Source organism: Kribbella pratensis, from assembly GCF_004366075.1.
Classification (GTDB): Bacteria; Actinomycetota; Actinomycetes; order Propionibacteriales; family Kribbellaceae; genus Kribbella; species Kribbella pratensis.
The window spans coordinates 71,235-87,671 of record NZ_SODU01000006.1; the positions used below are offsets into that span (position 1 = coordinate 71,235).

The window sequence follows — 16,437 nt, forward strand, 5'->3', positions numbered from 1 at the left end:
GGCTCAAGAATTGGGCCGGTCGACCATGCGGAGCAGCTGGGTGCGGTTGGCCACTCCGAAGCGGCGGTACAGGCGGGTCAGCTGCGACTCCACAGCCTTCACCGACAGGTACAGGGCCGCGGCGATCTCGCGGTTCGTGGAGCCGTCGCGGACCATCGAGACGATCTGCTGCTCGTTGTCGGTCAGCTCCGACGGCTGCCGGCTCCGGCTCGGTACGTCGAGGCGCGCGAGCTCCATCTCCGCGACCTCGCGCCAGGCGGGCGCGCCGTACGCCTCGAACTGCTCGATCGCGTCCAGGAACGCGGTCCGGGCGACCGACCTGCGACGGGCCTGCCGGGCGATCCGGCCGCGGGTCAGCTCACAGCGCGCGAGGTCGAGCGGGTAGACCCGGTCCCCCGCCGTACTGACCGTCTTCTCCAGCAGCTCCAGGGCCGCGGCCGGGTCGCCCTGTTTGGCGACCAGCAGCGCCTCGGCGCGATCCAGACCGAGCTTCACCACGCGGCGGTCCAGGTTCTCGGCGCGGGTGCGGATCTCGGCGATCAGGGCGGCCGCGTCGTCCAGCCGGCCGGCCGCGACCAGGGCCTCGGCGTAGTCCGCGTGCCACGGGATCACCGCCGGGTCGTACGGCATCGCGGCCTCGCCCGACCCCGCGATCGCGTCGAACGCCTCGACGGCCCGCTGCGGATCGCCGTTCAGTACGCTGATCAGCCCGAGGCTGACCAGCGCCGGACCGGTCCATTCGTCGTTCCCGACCAGGCGGCACGCGTCCAGCGCCGCCTCGGCGAGCTGCCGGCCCATGGCCGCCGAACCGCCGACCCACTCCGCACGACTGGCGATGACCATGCCGACCTCGGCCTCGTCACCGATGTCCTGCATCAGTTGGTAGCACTCGTGCCCGGCGGCCAGCGCGTCGGCGCCGCGGCCGCTGCGCTCGTAGATCGCCGTCGCGGAGATCAGTACGGACGCCAGCCAGCGCATCGCGCCGTGGTCGCGGACCTCGTCGGCCAACGCGGTGATCGCGGTGATCGCCTCGTCGGTCCGGCCGCGGAACAGCTCGCGCATCGCGGCCATCTGGCGGGCGTTCACCACGGTCCTGGTGAGCGGCAGGCCCTTGGCCAGCTCACCCGCCTGCTCCAGCACGGCGTCAGAGGTCTCCTCGGCGTCGCGGGCCATCAGCACCGAACTCGACGCGCTCAAGGCGTCGACGATCGCCTCGGTGTCACCGGCCTCGCGCGCCAGCGCCTCAGCGATCCGCGCATCCTCCTGCGCGTCGTCCAGGCTGCGATCGAAGTAGTGGCTGTGGCTGCGCTCGATGCGCACGCGTGCCTCGAGCCGCTTGTTGCCCTCGGCCGCCGCGAACGCCTCCGCGAGCAACTCGACCCGGCGATCTCGCTCCGGCCAGACCGCGTCGGCACACAGCAACAGTGCGGGCACCCTGGTCTCGGGTGTCGTCGCTGTCTGTACGGCGAGCTGCGCCATGTCGGCCGATTCCGCCAGGTGACCAGCAGCCGCGGCATCGTCGGCGGCCCTGGTGAGGCGGCGGGCGCGTTCGTCCGGCTGGGTGCACGGTGTCCGGTCGGCGCTCAGCCGCCAGAGGGTCGCGGCGGCACCGGGGGCTCCCCGACCGGCGGCGACAGTGGCCGCCTCCTCGATCGTCGCGGCCAGCTCCGGATCGGCCTCCTGGGTGGCGAGGGCGCGGTGGGTCGCGTTCTCCACCGGTTCGTCGACCACGGCGGCGAGTTTGGCGTGGGCCTGACGACGCGCGGCCGACGTGGCTTCGGCGTACACGAACTCCCTGAGCAGGGGGTGTGTGAAGCGGAGCCGCTCGGCGGAGATATCGATCAGACCGAGGGTTTCCGCCTCGGCGAGGTCGACCTCGATCGGGCGTTCCAGGGACTGGGCCAATTGCGTGGTGGTCGGACGCGGAGAGGACGCGGCGTGCAGGAGCAGCTCGTGGGTCTCGCTGGACAGGTCGCCGAGACGCTCACCGAGAAGGGTCTTGAGGCGGCTGGAGACCGGGAGCGGGTCGTTGGGCGAGACGCTCTTCGGATGCCGCAGTACGGCCCGACCGAGCTCGAGGGCCATGAACGGGTTGCCGGCGCTCGCGGTGAAGATGCGGCGCGCCGTCCGGACCGGGAGCGGGCTGGACAGCCGCTGCCGGAGCAGGCCGAGTACGTCGGGCTCCGTGAGCGGCGGGACCTCGAGCTGCAGGACGGGCTCGGGGCAGGCGTCGGCCATCACCGGCAGGTCGCCGTCGGCCACCTGCTCGGTGGCGAGCAGGTGCACGCCCTCGGAGAGCCGGCGAGCACAGAACGTGAGCACCTCGAGGCTGGACGGGTCCACCCATTGGATGTCGTCGACCACGATCAGCACCGGGCCGGTCGTGGCGAGCCGGCGGAGGACATGCAGTACGGCGAGGCGCACGGCCAGCTCGTCACGCACCGTATCCGGGGCGCTCGCCTTCAGCAGCGCGACCTCGAGCGGCTGCCGGAGGTGGTCCGGCAGCACCTGCCAGGCGAACTCGAGCTGGTGGGAGAGCAGGTCGAGGAGCGTGACATACGGCAGGCCGGCCTCGGAGTTGGACGGGGCGGCGCTGAGGATCCGGCAGCCCTTCCGGCCACGCTCCGCGACGAGTGCCCGGCCGAGGGCCGACTTGCCGATGCCGGTCGGGCCGTAGAGCAGCACGCTGCCGCTGGTCTCGAGCTGCTTGGTAGCACGCTCGACCAGTCCGGCACGTCCGACCAGCTCGTCGTCAGTCATCCAACTCCTCGAAGGATTACCCTCGCCGATCATCACAGTCATTGACCGTTCGACACGACGAGTGTCACATGAGGAAATTTGCTGGCCACCATCCTGACACCCATTACTGCACAGTTCCGAGCAGTCGCGGCGGCACGATCGTGCCGGGGCACCGGATGGTCTTTCGACGACATTGAGCCCCCCTCGACCGTTTCGCGCCGGCGCAACCGGTCGAGGAGGGCTCAAAAAGAGATGATCAGATGGACTCGAGGTCGCGTTCGATGGCGGCCAGTTCCTCCTCGGTGCCTTGGACCTTGGGGCCGGTGAACCAGCGGCGGGCGGACAGGAACCAGTACGCCGCCGCGAAGCCGAGCACCACGAGTACGGCGATCGGCGTGTAGTTGAAGGTGCTACCAGTGACGGGGCTGACCTGCGGCAGCATGAACAGGATCGTGATGAACGCGACCCAGACGATCGCGATGATCCCGATCGGGCGGCTCCAGCGGCCGAGGTGCCACGGGCCGGGCTGGAAGTCCTTGCCCTGCAGCAGCCGCAGCAGGGTCGGCAGGACGTAGGCGATGTACAGGCCGATCACCGCGATCGACGTGACAGCGGCGTACGCCGTCGCGTTCCAGAGGTACGGCAGGCCGAGAAGGAACGCCCCGCCGGCGGCCAGCCAGATCGCGTTGGTCGGCGTCCTGGTCTTGCCGTTGATCTTGTGCCAGAACTTCGACCCCGGCAACGCCCCGTCGCGGGAGAACGCGTAGATCATCCGCGAGTTCGCGGTCACCGACGACATCCCGCAGAACAGCTGGGCGCCGATCACGACCAGCAGCAGGACCTTGGCCAGCCCGCCACCGACCGCGTCGATGAAGATCTGGGCCGGCGGTACGCCGATATCGCCCTCGAGGGCGCCGTCGTAGCTCTGGATCGCGAAGGTCAGGCCGATCAGCAGCACCCACCCGGCCGCCAGCGAGACCAGGATCGACATCACGATCCCGCGCGGACCCGACCGGGCCGCGTCGTGGGTCTCCTCGGTCATGTGCGCGGAAGCGTCGTACCCGGTGAACGTGTACTGCGCGAGCAGCAGGCCGAGCAGGGCGACGTAGAAGGTGGAGCCCCAGCCGGTGTTGTTGACGAAATGGCCGAACACGAAGCCGGCCGACTGGTGCTTGTCCGGCACGAACACGAGCGCGCCGACGATGAAGACCACGCCGACGATGTGCCACCACACGCTGATGTCGTTGAGCCTGGCGACCAGCTTCACGCCGAAGGAGTTCAGCAGCCCGTGCACCAGCAGGATGATCCCGAACAGCAGGATCGTGTGGCCTGGCGTCGTACTGAATCCGAACTGCAGGTCCAGGAACGCGTTCAGGAAGAACGCGGCGCCGAAGTCGATCCCGGCGGTGACCGCGACCTGGCCGAGGAAGTTGAACCAGCCTGTGAACCAGGACCAGGCCGCGCCGTTGGACGGCGCGAGTTTGGCGGACCAGTAGTACAGCCCGCCCGCGGTCGGGAAGCTCGAGCAGACCTCCGCCATCGCGAGGCCGACGAACAACGTCATCAGGCCGACGAACGGCCAGCCCCAGATGATCATCACGGGGCCGCCGGTGTTCATCCCGAACCCGTACAAAGTCAGGCAGCCTGACAGGATCGAGATGATCGTGAAGGACACCGCGAAGTTCGAGAACCCGGACATCGTCCGGGACAGTTCCTGCGCATATCCCAACTGATGCAGGCGTTTCTCGTCGTCGGTCATCGGGGCGGCGGACTCGTCATTGCTCATTGCGGGGCCTCCTAGACACGCGCCTCAATGGTCTCCCCCCAGACCTTTGGACAATTGAGGCACCCCGGTCAGGCACTGTCAAGGGAAACTGCACGCGTTGACATCCCGACCCAGACTTGAGTCAATGGACTGGAAACAGACCAATAGAGCTCCGGGAGTGGCCGTGCTGGGTGTTGAGGAGTTGCGCAGGCTGGTCGAGGCCGGCGAGGTCGACACGGTGCTGGTGGCGATCACCGATATGCAGGGACGGCTTCAAGGAAAACGTTGCGGTGCGCGGTATTTCCTGGAGGAGGTGCTGAAGCACGGGACCGAGGGCTGCAACTACCTGCTGGCGGTCGACGTCGACATGAACACCGTCGACGGCTACACGATGTCCTCCTGGGAACGCGGTTACGGCGACATGGTGATGGCGCCCGACCTGGACACACTCCGCCTGGTGCCGTGGCTCGAGGGCACTGCGCTCGTGTTGTGCGACGTACAGTGGCTGGACGGTACGCCGGTGGTCGCGTCGCCGCGGCAGGTGCTGCGGGCCCAGCTGGACCGCCTCGCGGAGCTGGGACTCAAGGCGTACGTCGGGACCGAGCTCGAGTTCATCGTGTTCGACGACACCTACGAGGCCGCGTGGAACAAGCGGTATCTCGGCCTGACTCCGTCGAACCAGTACAACGTCGACTACTCCCTCCTCGGCACCTCGCGGATCGAGCCGCTGCTGCGCGACATCCGCAACGGCATGACCGGCGCCGGCCTGTACGTCGAGTCCGCGAAGGGCGAGTGCAACTTCGGGCAGCACGAGATCGCGTTCCGCTTCGACGAGGCGCTCGCGACGTGCGACAACCACTCGATCTACAAGACCGGCGCGAAGGAGATCGCCTCCAAACACGGCAAGAGCCTCACGTTCATGGCGAAGTACGACGAACGTGAGGGCAACTCGTGCCACATCCACCTGAGCTTCCGCGCCGACGACGGCGATCCGGTGCTCGCGGGCGACGGTGAGCACGGCTTCTCCCGGCTGATGGAACAGTTCATCGCCGGCCAGCTCGCCTGCCTGTCCGAGTTCACGTACCTGCTGGCCCCGAACATCAACTCCTACAAGCGTTTCGTCCGCGGCAGCTTCGCGCCGACCGCGATCGCCTGGGGACTCGACAACCGCACCTGTTCGCTGCGCGTGGTCGGCCACGGCGACTCGCTCCGCGTCGAGAACCGGCTCCCGGGCGGCGACGTGAACCCGTACCTCGCGGTCGCGGCGATCATCGCCTCCGGCCTGCACGGCATCGAGAACGAGCTGGAGCTCGAGCCGTTGCTGGAGGGCAACGCGTACGAGTCCGACAAGGAGCACGTCCCGTCCACGCTCCGCGAAGCCGCCGCACTCTTCACCGGGTCGAAGGTCGCCCGTACGGCGTTCGGCGACGAGATGGTCGACCACTACAGCAACGCCGCACGCGTCGAACTGGACGCGTACGACGCCGCCGTCACCGACTGGGAGCGGGTCCGTGGGTTCGAACGCCTCTAGGCGGCCGCGCATAGGCATCACGACGTACCTGGAGCCCGCGGCCTGGGGGATCTGGAAGCGGGAGGCCGCTCTGGTTCCGCGGGTGTACCTGGATGCGGTGGTGGCGGCCGGAGGGGTGCCGCTGCTACTGCCGCCGGTCGGTACGGATCCGTCCGTCGTGGAGATCCTCGACGGACTCGTGCTCGCCGGTGGGTGCGACGTCGATCCCGGCTCCTACCAGGCGATTCCGCATCCGGAGACCATCGACACCCGGCCGGGACGTGACAACCACGAAGCGATCCTCATCCGAGCCGCCCTGGACAGTGATGTCCCGTTGCTCGCGATCTGCCGCGGTCTGCAGATGCTGAACGTGACGCTCGGCGGCACCCTGCACCAGCACCTGCCGGATGTCGTCGCCCACGACGCGCACCGCCCGGAGCCGGCAACCTTCGGCACCGTCGAGGTGAAGATCGAGCCCGGCACCCTCACTGCGCGCATCCTCGGCGAACGCGCTGACGGCAGCTGCTACCACCACCAGGCCCTCGACGTCGTCGCACCAGGGTTGAAGGTCACCGCCCGCGCGGACGACGGAACCGTCGAGGCGGCGGAGGTGGAAGGCCACGACTTCGCACTCGGGGTGCAGTGGCACCCGGAGGAGAGCCCCGAGGACCTGCGGCTGTTCACCGCACTGATCAGGAGCACGCAATGACGTACGACGTACTGAACCCGGCCACCGAGAAGGTGATCCGGAGCATCGAGCTCGCATCGGAGGCCGAGGCCGACGCGGCGATCGCCCGGGCCGCGAAGGCCTTCGAGACGTGGCGGGACGTGACGCCGGCCGATCGCGGGCGGCTGCTGCGGCGGTTCGCCGACGCGGTCGACGCCGACCTGGAGCACCTGGCCGCGCTGGAGGTCGAGAACGCCGGCCACACGATCGGCAACGCGCGCTGGGAGGCGGGCAACGTCCGGGACGTGCTGACCTACTACTCGGCCGCGCCGGAACGCCTTTTCGGAAAACAGATTCCCGTTGCCGGCGGCATCGATGTCACGTTCCAGGAACCGCTCGGCGTGGTCGGCGTGATCGTTCCGTGGAACTTTCCGATGCCGATCGCCGGCTGGGGCTTCGCACCTGCGCTGGCAGCCGGAAACACCGTTGTCCTGAAGCCCGCCGAGCTGACCCCCTTGACCGCTCTGCGCCTCGGCGAGCTGGCGCTGGAGGCCGGTCTGCCGCCCGGTGTCTTCGAGGTCGTGCCCGGTAAGGGAACCGTTGTCGGAAACCGTTTCGTCACGCATTCCGCGGTCCGGAAAATCGTCTTCACCGGCTCCACGACGGTCGGCAAGCAGATCATGGCCGGCTGCGCGGACCAGGTGAAACGGGTGACGCTCGAGCTGGGCGGCAAGTCGGCGAACATCGTCTTCGCCGACGCGGATCTGGAGAAGGCCGCCGCGCAGGCGCCGTACGGCGTGTTCGACAACGCCGGGCAGGACTGCTGCGCGCGGTCCAGGATTCTCGTCGAGCGTTCGGCGTACGACCGGTTTCTGGAGCTGCTGGAGCCGGCGGTGAAGAACTTCAAGGTGGGTGACCCGTCGGATCCGGCAACGGAGATGGGGCCGTTGATCTCTGCGGGGCAGCGCGAGCAGGTGGCGTCGTACGTCGAGAACCCCGCGTTCCAGGGGACTGCGCCGAGCGGGCCAGGGTTCTGGTTCCCGCCGACGGTGCTGGCACCGGCGAGCGAGCGGGCGGTGCGCGAGGAGATCTTCGGGCCGGTGGTTGCGGTGATCCCGTTCGCGGACGAGGCCGATGCGCTGCGGATCGCGAATGACAGCGAGTACGGGCTGTCCGGCTCGATCTGGACCCGCGACGTCGGCCGCGCGCTCAGGGTGAGTCGCGGCGTCGAGGCCGGGAACCTCTCGGTGAACTCGAACTCGTCGGTACGGTACTCGACGCCGTTCGGCGGTTACAAGCAGTCCGGCCTCGGCCGGGAGCTCGGCCCGGACGCGCTGGCCGCGTTCACCGAGACCAAGAACATCTTCATCAGTACGGAGGACTGAATGGACGTCAAGGCTCATCGGCTCGAGGGCCGGGTCGCAGTGGTGACCGGCGGTGCGAGCGGGATCGGTCTGGCCACGGTACGGCGGCTCGCTGCGGAGGGAGCGCACGTCGTGATCGGCGACCTCGACCCGGCCGCGGGCAAGGACGCCGCGGACGAGGTCGGCGGGCTGTACGTGCCGACCGATGTCACTGACCCCGCCGCGGTCGACAACCTGTTCAAGCAGGCCTTCGACACGTACGGCGCCGTGGACATCGCGTTCAACAACGCCGGTATCTCCCCGCCCGACGACGCATCGATCCTGGACACCGGGCTGGAGGCGTGGCGCAAGGTGCAGGAGGTCAACCTGACGTCGGTGTACCTGTGCTGCAAGGCCGCGATCCCCTACATGCAGCGGCAGGGTCGCGGGTCGATCATCAACACCGCATCCTTCGTCGCCGTGATGGGCGCGGCGACCTCGCAGATCTCGTACTCCGCGTCGAAGGGCGGCGTACTCGCGATGAGCCGCGAGCTCGGCGTGGAGTTCGCGCGGCAGGGGATCCGGGTGAACGCGCTCTGCCCCGGCCCGGTGAACACTCCGCTGCTCACCGAGCTGTTCGCGAAGGACCCCGAGCGGGCCGAGCGCCGGCTGGTCCACGTCCCGATGGGCCGCTTCGGCGAGCCGGAGGAGATCGCCGCCGCAGTGGCGTTCCTGGCCAGCGACGACTCCTCCTTCATCACCGCCAACACGTTCCTCGTCGACGGGGGAATCTCGGGTGCTTATGTGACACCGATCTAGTGTTGGTCCATGGTCGTTCAGGCAGATGACGCGGTGTTCCGGCCGGTGCGGGCCGGGAACCCGTTCGAGGAGACGGTCGAGCGGTTGCTGCAGGCAATCAAGCTCGGCGTCGTCGTGCCCGGCGACCGCTTGCCGCCTGAGCGCGAGCTGGCGACCCGGCTGAACGTCAGCCGGGTCACGCTCCGCGAGGCGATCCACGCCCTCACCGAGGCCGGTTACGTCGAGTCCCGCCGCGGCCGGTACGGCGGTACCTTCGTCAACGAGCAGCTCCCGAAACCCCGCCGTACGCCGGCCAAACGCCTCGCCCGCGACCTCGCCGGAGGCCTCGACGACGCCCTCACGCTCCGCTTCGTCCTGGAAACCGGCGCCGCGGAAGCCGCAGCCTCCCGCACCCTGACCACGGCCGAACGCGACCACCTCGAACGCTGCCTGGCCGAAACGTCCACGGCCCGCCTGGCCGACTACCGCCGCCTGGACTCCCGCCTCCACCTGGCGATCGCCGAAGTCACCGGCTCCCCCTCCCTGACGTCGGCCATGGCCGACGTCCGCATGCGCCTCAACGAACTCCTGGACGCCATCCCCCTCCTCGAACGCAACATCGACCACTCCAACCACCAGCACCAGGCCATCATCGAAGCAATCCTGGCCGGCGCCCCCACCCCCGCCCGCCAATCCATGCAAGAACACCTGGCCGGCACCGAAGCCCTCCTCCGCGCTTTCCTCGAATAGTCAGGCGGAGATGAGGGCCTGGACGATCAGTTCGTTGCGGCGTCCTGGCCGACGGGACGGTGGTGTGGACGCCTTCGCGGAGGAACCCTCGCGATCGTTCTCAAATTGATTTCATCCGTCTACCATCTACTGCCCCGATCTTTCACCGAGGTCCGCGCCCGCGCAGGCGCATTTTCCTTCTCCTGGCGAGAAGAAGTCATGCTGAATGTCATTTCGCAGCATCGGACTCGAGCCGGTCGAACTTCCGGAGCACAGTTGCCGCCGCCCTTCTCACCGCCGGCCGCTCATCGCGAAGAAGGTTCTCGACTTGGGATCGCGACGCCGTCGCTCCCAGCTTTCCAAGTGCACCGACGGCGTGCAGCCTCAAGTCCTCATCGACAAGTAGTTCAATTAGCGCCTCGGCCACCTCGGCCATGACGTCATACGGGCCCGTTCAACACATCGTCATCCACGTACCCAGCCGGGGCGCGCCGATACATCTGCGCCGACGCGGATACCGCGTCGCGCCACGACGACACGCCCCGGTCCGCAAGGCGGCCGGGGCGTGTCGTGCGCGGTTCAGCTGATGGTCAGGATCTTGTTGACGGTGTACGCCGGCGCATGGTCAGCGTCACCCGGGAAGTAGACCCGGTACGCGATCTGGCCCCGGATCGCAGGCCTGATGCCGAACGCGTACTTGCCCGACGTGGACAGCTTCACCGACGCGATCGACTTCCACACCTTGTTGCCGTACTGCTGCAGGTAGACGGTCTGCCCGTAGTGCGCCGGAGCGACGTACCCGCTGAACGCGGTCGTCCCGCCCAGACGGATCGACGACGGAGACAACGTGGCCGAGATCGTCGGCCGCACCTGCACGGTGACGTCCGCCGTACGAGTCCCCATCAGGCTGGCGTTACCCGGGAACGTCAGCATGTACACCGACGACACGAGCGGCTTGTGCACCACCGACAACGTCCCGGTCGACGACGTCTTCAACGCCGCGAGCAGGGTGAACTTCGTCGAGTTCTTCGGCCGCACATACACGTTCACCGGCAACCCGGCATACGCCACATTGTCGATCCGCAACGTGCTCCCACGCAGCGTGATCGACCCGCCGTAATTGATCAACGTCGAGGTCGTCGAGATCCCCGACTTCATCCCGAGCAATTGCTTCACTGCCACCGGACTGACCTTGCCGCTGCGATCCTTGGCCCAGGCCGCGTACGTGTACGTCGTACCTTGCGCAAGGCCGGTGTTCTTCACCGCGGTGCCCGTGCCCGCGTACGCGAGCGAGCCGGTGGTCAACGCGGGCACGACACTGCTCGAATTGCGTCGCACGATCACTTGATCCAGGTCTGACATCGGAGCGATCTTCCAGCTCAGGTTCGCCGCGAGATAGGCGCCGCCAGCGGCAAAGTCCGGCTTCCCCGGGGCCAGATCGACCGTCGTGAACAGGCTGCTGAACGCCCCCATCCAGTTGTAGGACGTGTCCTTGACGTCAACGGCGGTGATTCGGTACGGGGTGTTGTCGAGCAGCGGCGTGGTCGGCGTAACGGTCACCCTGTTGGTGGCCGCCTCGTACTCGACCACAGCCGCAACGGCCGAATTGGTCCTGGCGTTCGTCAACCGGACCGTCGTCGCGTTCACGGTCTCCGCCAAGGCCGGACGCGCGAAAGTCACGGACGGCTTGGTGTCCAGCGGCGCTCCGAACGACTGATCGCCTGGCGCTGCGTCGAGGGCTGGATATGAGTCAAGTACGGGCGATGTAGGCGTGATATCGCAGATGTAGCTGTCGACCGTGTAGGCGCGGGTGTCGCGCGCCCCGTTGTGGTTGCGGACGGAGAAATAGGTCGGACCGACGTCGGGCAGGCTGACCGCAACAATCACGCCGGTCACCCCGGGGCGATCCGGCTGGCCTGGTAATGGCAGGCGCACTTCGCCGAACGCCTTGGGCTTGAGCGAGGCGTCGTACACCGACAGTGCGGGAGCGAGATTCTGTGCGTACGTCGCTGAGTCGTACTCCGGCATGGTGACGGAGATGCAGAGGTCCCGGCCAGTGGACGTCATTTTGTACCAATCGACGTCGCCCTCGGTCCCGATGTTTCCACTGGCCCTCTGCTGCAGCTCGATCGATGTCGCGCGGGCCGGTTGGTCGTCGGTGTCCGGGGTTCCGGGAGCGAAGTCCGGAGCCCAGGTGCCGCCGAGGGCGTTGTACGCGTCGAGGACGCCGGAGCCGTAGTACTGGTCGACGCCTCGCGGACCGGCGTCGCGGGCGGTGGCCTGCAGGCGCGCGATCACCTGAGCCGGCGTCATCGAAGGCCACTTGTTGCGGACCAGCGCGGCGACGCCGGAGACGACCGCGGCAGAGAACGACGTACCCGACAGGCCGGTGTAATAGGGCGCACTACCTGACGGGGTCAGTGCTCGCGGCGCCGTACTGGCGATGCCGAAGCCGGGTGCGACGACATCGACGTCGCGAGGACTGCTGAAGCTGGTCAAGACACCGTTCCGGTCCGTGGCCCCTACGGACAGCACCTCCGGATACGCGGCCGGCCACTGCTGGAACTCCGCCGTACCGTCGTTGCCGACGGCCGCTACCACCAGCACACCATTCGCGACAGCGTTCTTGATCGCGTCGTGGACGATCTCGTTGGCGTACCCGCCGCCCAGCGACATGTTGATGACCCGGGCGCCGTTCTTGACCGCCCAGTTGATGCCCATGACCAGCTTGCCGTCGGAGCCGTTTCCGTTGTCGTCGAGCACCTTGACCGGCCGGATCTTGGCGTTCCACGCCACGCCGGCGATCCCGATGCCGTTGCTCGTGCCGGCCGCGATGATGCCCGCCACCGCCGTTCCGTGACCGTCGCCGTCGTTCGGCAGGGTTGCGGTGTTGAAGAGGTTGTACCCAGGCAGCAAGTGGCCTGCCAGGTCGGGGTGCCCTGCGTCGACGCCGGTGTCGAGTACGGCGATCGTCTGGGATCCGGCCGACTTGGTCAGGTCCCACGCCTGGTTGAGCCGGACGGTCGGGAGGTACTTCTGGTAGTTGACGTAGAACGGGTCGGTCGGGGTTGCGAACTTGTGCCGCATGTAGTTGAGCGACGCGAGCTCGACCGACGGGTCGGCCTTTACCTTCTTCAGCAGGTCGGAGGCTGGAACGTCACTGGTCACCGTCACCACGTCTGAGGTGACGGAGACGTCCGGCTTTCCCTTGACCTTGGCCAGGGCGGCCTTGCGGGCCGAGGTGGTCGCCTTCGGCTTGAACTTCACGAGGACCGACTTGGCGTCGTACTCGGGGCCGACTGGCTTCCCGAGGTTGGTCTTCGCCTTGAACGGGCGTGGTGCGGCGGAGACGTCGGCGGTTCCGGACGAGCCGGTGACAGTCACCAGGGTTGCGGCGACCAAGGCGGCGGGAAGCGCGAGTCGTAGTACGTGGGCAGGCGTCAGCGGCAGGCGGGCGCGGCGCATCCAGGCTCCATCGGAAAGAAGAGGGGGAGAACCAGTGCGGCCCCCGCGGCACCGGTATAGACAGGGGACACTTCTATCGTTCGAAGGACGGCGACTGCAAGCTCGGCGTGGTGGTGCCGTGGCACTGGGGGGTCAGGGAATTGGTTGGCAGGTGCCGGGATGGTGGGGAAAATCGCCGGATTCGGCCGCACCGCCCAAAGCGGCCCGATTCTGGAGGACCGCTATGCGATCTTTCGTTACCCGTCCCCGCGCTCTGGCCGTTCTGCTGGCCGGTACGGCGCTTGCGTTCAGTCCGCTCGGTGGACAGGCGACTGCCCAGTTGCCCGTCGACCAGACCGGCAACCCGGCCTGCTTCACGCCGGAGGAAGGTCCCGCCGCACGTGGTGGCTTCGGTGCCGACCACCGGGAGCTGTCGGCGGCCGAGCAAAAGGCCATCGAGGCCAAGACAGCACAGATCCTGAAGGCCAAGGCAGCCCGCGGGCTCGCCCCACAGGCCGGCACGCTGGCGTCGGCGAGCGTACCGGTGTACGTCCACGTGATGCTGAGCAAGACCGGCGCCGGTGACGTCACCGCGGCCCAGATCGACCAGCAGATTGCCGAGCTGAACCAGGACTTCGCAGGTCAGGAGTCGTCGCAGGCGGCGAACACCGGCTTCACGTTCTACCTGGCCGGCACCGACCGGTACAAGAACGACCAGTGGCACAAGGACCGCCAGAGCACGTCGTACCGCTCACAGACGCGTCTGGGCGGCAAGAACGCCCTGAACATCTGGCTGGTCGACTTCTCGTACCTCGGCATCGCGACGTTCCCGTGGGACTACGCGAGCAACCCGAAGATCGACGGCATCCGGGTGCAGTACAGCTCGCTGCCCGGCGGGTCGGCGACCAACTACAACGAAGGCAAGACCGCGTCCCACGAGGCCGGGCACTGGTTCGGGCTCTACCACACGTTCCAGGGCGGCTGCACGAGCACGAACGACTCGGTGGCCGACACGCCCGCCCAGAGCAGCTCGTCCAGCGGCTGCCCCGAGGGCCGGGATTCCTGCTCGCTGCCGGGTCTGGACCCCATCCACAACTACATGGACTACTCGTACGACTCCTGCTACAACCAGTTCACGCCCGGCCAGTCAACCCGCATCAGCAACATGTGGACTGCCTACCGGGCCTGATTCAGGGCATGAGACCCGCCTGTGACATCTGCACCGCTCGGCAACTAGAGTGCGGCCGATGCGTTTGCTTCTGACGGGCTGCGCAACCGCCGCACTGGTGGTCGCCGGACCTCTGACAGCGACCGCCGCCGGCCAGGTCCCACAGGGCCCGGTCGGCGGCGACCTGCTGACCGCGAAGCCGACGGTGGTCGCCAACGGGGCGACACCGCCGGCCGTCCAGGCGTCGGCGTACGTCGTGGCCGACGTGGACACCGGCCAGGTACTGGCGGCCAAGGCGCCGCACGCGCAACTGCGCCCCGCCAGCACGCTCAAGACGCTGACCGCGCTGGTCCTGCTGCCCCGGCTGAAGAAGACCGATCCGGTGATCGGTTCGGACGCCGACGCCGGTATCATCGGCAGCAAGGTCGGCGTGTACCCGGGTCTGCACTACACGGTCGACCAGCTGTTCCAGGGCATGTTCCTGGCGTCCGGGAACGACGCCGTACACGCACTTTGCGCGCACGACCAGGGCGGCGTACCCGCGACCATCCAGCGGATGAACGCGAAGGCGAAGGATCTCGGCGCGCTCGACACCCACGTCACCGACCCGACCGGCCTGGACGCCGACGGGCAGTACTCCAGCGCCTACGACCTGGCCCTGTTCGCGCAGGCCGGGCTGACCCGGCAGGACTTCGCCAAGTACGCGTCGACGAAGTACACGAACTTCCCGAATGCCGGCAACAAGGGCACCTACCAGGTCGCGAACCAGAACAAGCTGCTCTTCAACTACGACGGCGCGCTCGGCGTGAAGACCGGCTACACCACGCTGGCGCGGAACACGTTCATCGGCGCCGCCCGCCGCAACGGGCACACGCTGGTCGTGACGATGATGAACGCGCCGCACGGCATCACCGAGGACGCGAGCAACCTGCTGACCTGGACGTTCACCAACTACGGCAAGCTCAAGCCGGTCGGCACCCTGGTCAAACCGGCCGGCGCGCCGCCGAAAACCCAGGCGGAAGGCAAGCCCGCCAGCAAGCCCCATCAAGGTACGGCGGGCCGCCCGCAAGCACGCACCGCACTCAACCCCGGCCAGGCAGTCCAGTCACTCGCCCTCCGCGTCCCCGATTGGGCGTACGCCGGTCCGCCCGTACTCCTGCTCGGCCTCTTCCTCCGCCGCCCCCGAGCCCTCCGCCGCCGCCGTCACTGACGACGGACCGAGCGCACCGCTCGGAGGCCCTGCACGGCCAGGGTGGTGAGCGTTGCGCCCAGGACCGCGCCCGCGGCGACAGCGACGGTGTCTGCCTTGCGCTCCGGGATCGGGACGACCTGGTAGCGCTTGCCGGGCGGGCCGAGGAGCAGCGGCTCGATCTCGGCCGGGCCTGACGGGAGCTCAGCGGGCTCACCGGGCTCAGCGGCCTTGGCGTCGAGCGTCGCTTCCTTCGTCCAGGCGGCGATCAGCATGATCACCCGGGTCATCAGGTAGATCCACACCAGCAGCGCCAGCGGCAACGCCACAGCGCCGTACGCCGCGTTGGCGCCGAGGACATGGTCGACGTAGAGGTTGCCGAGCCGCTGCGCGAGGTAGAACACGACGCCACCGGCGAGCGCGGCGATCAGCGCCACCTTCCGGGGCAGGAGGATCCGCGGCAGGGCCGTCTGCAGGTACAGGAACAGCACGGCGCCGGCCGCGATCCCGATCACCAGGCTGGTCAGGCCGAGTCCCCAATCCGCCAGCCAGGTGCCCTCCAGGTCGACCCAGCCGACGATGCGCTTGGACAGAGCGGTCAGGACCGACGACGCGCCGGTGGCGGTCATGCCGATCAGTCCGAGGCCTATCAGGGCGCCGAAGTCGACGGCCTTCAGCTTGACGATGTTCCCCGGCTCGTCGTCGAGTTCGTGCATCGAGCGGATCGAGGCGCGCAGCGAGTCGATCCAGCCGAGACCGGTGAACAGCAGCGACACTCCGGAGATCAGGCCGATGGTGCCGGCGTGCCCGATCAGCGAGTCGATGTCGATCTTGTCGCCGATACCGGGCAGGTTCTTCTGCAAACCGTCCTTCAACGCCTCGATGGCGTCGTGGCCGAGCAACGGCCCGACGATCGCCGCGGCCAGCACGATCAACGGGAACAGCGACAGGAACCCGAAGAAGCTCGTTGCCCCGGCCAGCCGGTTGCCGCGCCGGTCGCCGTACCGCTTCCATGCCCGCCACAGCTGCGACTTCTTGAACCGCGCCCAGGCGCGCTTGATCCTGCTCATGAATCTCCTGTACCC

The 16,437-nt window shown here is 68.0% G+C and carries 12 protein-coding genes; 7 read left to right on the plus strand and 5 right to left on the minus strand.

Going from position 1 to position 16,437, the window contains the following annotated elements; genetic code table 11:
* Positions 1–3: 3 nt before the first annotated feature.
* Positions 4–2,760, minus strand: a complete 2,757-nt coding sequence (locus EV137_RS39830; protein ID WP_134133338.1) for an AAA family ATPase — start codon at positions 2,758–2,760, stop codon at positions 4–6.
* 235 nt (positions 2,761–2,995) lie between these two features.
* Complete coding sequence (locus tag EV137_RS39835; RefSeq protein WP_166680160.1) at positions 2,996–4,525, minus strand: amino acid permease; 1,530 nt, start codon at positions 4,523–4,525, stop codon at positions 2,996–2,998.
* 163 nt (positions 4,526–4,688) lie between these two features.
* Between EV137_RS39835 and EV137_RS39840 the strand changes: the two genes are divergently transcribed.
* The 5 genes from EV137_RS39840 to EV137_RS39860 are packed head-to-tail and all read left to right on the plus strand — an operon-like array spanning position 4,689 to position 9,572.
* Complete coding sequence (locus tag EV137_RS39840; RefSeq protein ID WP_134133339.1) at positions 4,689–6,035, plus strand: glutamine synthetase family protein; 1,347 nt, start codon at positions 4,689–4,691, stop codon at positions 6,033–6,035.
* On the plus strand, positions 6,016–6,723 hold the full coding sequence (locus tag EV137_RS39845; protein ID WP_134133340.1) for a gamma-glutamyl-gamma-aminobutyrate hydrolase family protein: 708 nt from the start codon (positions 6,016–6,018) through the stop codon (positions 6,721–6,723). The genes EV137_RS39840 and EV137_RS39845 overlap by 20 nt, the downstream gene beginning before the upstream one ends.
* Positions 6,720–8,066, plus strand: a complete 1,347-nt coding sequence (locus EV137_RS39850; RefSeq protein ID WP_134133342.1) for an aldehyde dehydrogenase family protein — start codon at positions 6,720–6,722, stop codon at positions 8,064–8,066. The genes EV137_RS39845 and EV137_RS39850 overlap by 4 nt, the downstream gene beginning before the upstream one ends.
* A complete protein-coding gene (locus EV137_RS39855) occupies positions 8,067–8,843 on the plus strand; it encodes a 3-oxoacyl-ACP reductase (RefSeq protein WP_134133343.1) in 777 nt (258 codons plus the stop codon).
* Between the two features lie 9 nt (positions 8,844–8,852).
* Positions 8,853–9,572, plus strand: coding sequence for a FadR/GntR family transcriptional regulator (locus EV137_RS39860; RefSeq protein ID WP_134133344.1), 720 nt, complete (start codon positions 8,853–8,855; stop codon positions 9,570–9,572).
* A 208-nt stretch (positions 9,573–9,780) separates the two neighbouring features.
* Here EV137_RS39860 and EV137_RS39865 read toward each other — a convergent pair whose 3' ends face one another.
* Together EV137_RS39865 and EV137_RS39870 are read right to left on the minus strand one after the other, a co-directional pair.
* Positions 9,781–9,987: a HEAT repeat domain-containing protein gene (locus EV137_RS39865; RefSeq protein WP_134003940.1), complete on the minus strand. Its 207-nt coding sequence runs from the start codon at positions 9,985–9,987 to the stop codon at positions 9,781–9,783.
* A gap of 143 nt (positions 9,988–10,130) precedes the next feature.
* Complete coding sequence (locus tag EV137_RS39870; protein WP_238175872.1) at positions 10,131–13,016, minus strand: S8 family serine peptidase; 2,886 nt, start codon at positions 13,014–13,016, stop codon at positions 10,131–10,133.
* A gap of 223 nt (positions 13,017–13,239) precedes the next feature.
* Here EV137_RS39870 and EV137_RS39875 point away from each other — a divergent pair, with 223 nt between their 5' ends.
* Both EV137_RS39875 and EV137_RS39880 read left to right on the plus strand, forming a co-directional pair.
* Complete coding sequence (locus EV137_RS39875) at positions 13,240–14,184, plus strand: zinc metalloprotease (RefSeq protein ID WP_134003938.1); 945 nt, start codon at positions 13,240–13,242, stop codon at positions 14,182–14,184.
* Positions 14,185–14,242: 58 nt separating this feature from the next.
* Positions 14,243–15,373: a D-alanyl-D-alanine carboxypeptidase family protein gene (locus EV137_RS39880; RefSeq protein WP_134133345.1), complete on the plus strand. Its 1,131-nt coding sequence runs from the start codon at positions 14,243–14,245 to the stop codon at positions 15,371–15,373.
* Here EV137_RS39880 and EV137_RS39885 read toward each other — a convergent pair.
* Positions 15,367–16,422, minus strand: coding sequence for a YihY/virulence factor BrkB family protein (locus EV137_RS39885; protein ID WP_134133347.1), 1,056 nt, complete (start codon positions 16,420–16,422; stop codon positions 15,367–15,369). The two genes, EV137_RS39880 and EV137_RS39885, sit on opposite strands and share 7 nt — an antisense overlap.
* Positions 16,423–16,437 lie beyond the last annotated feature (15 nt).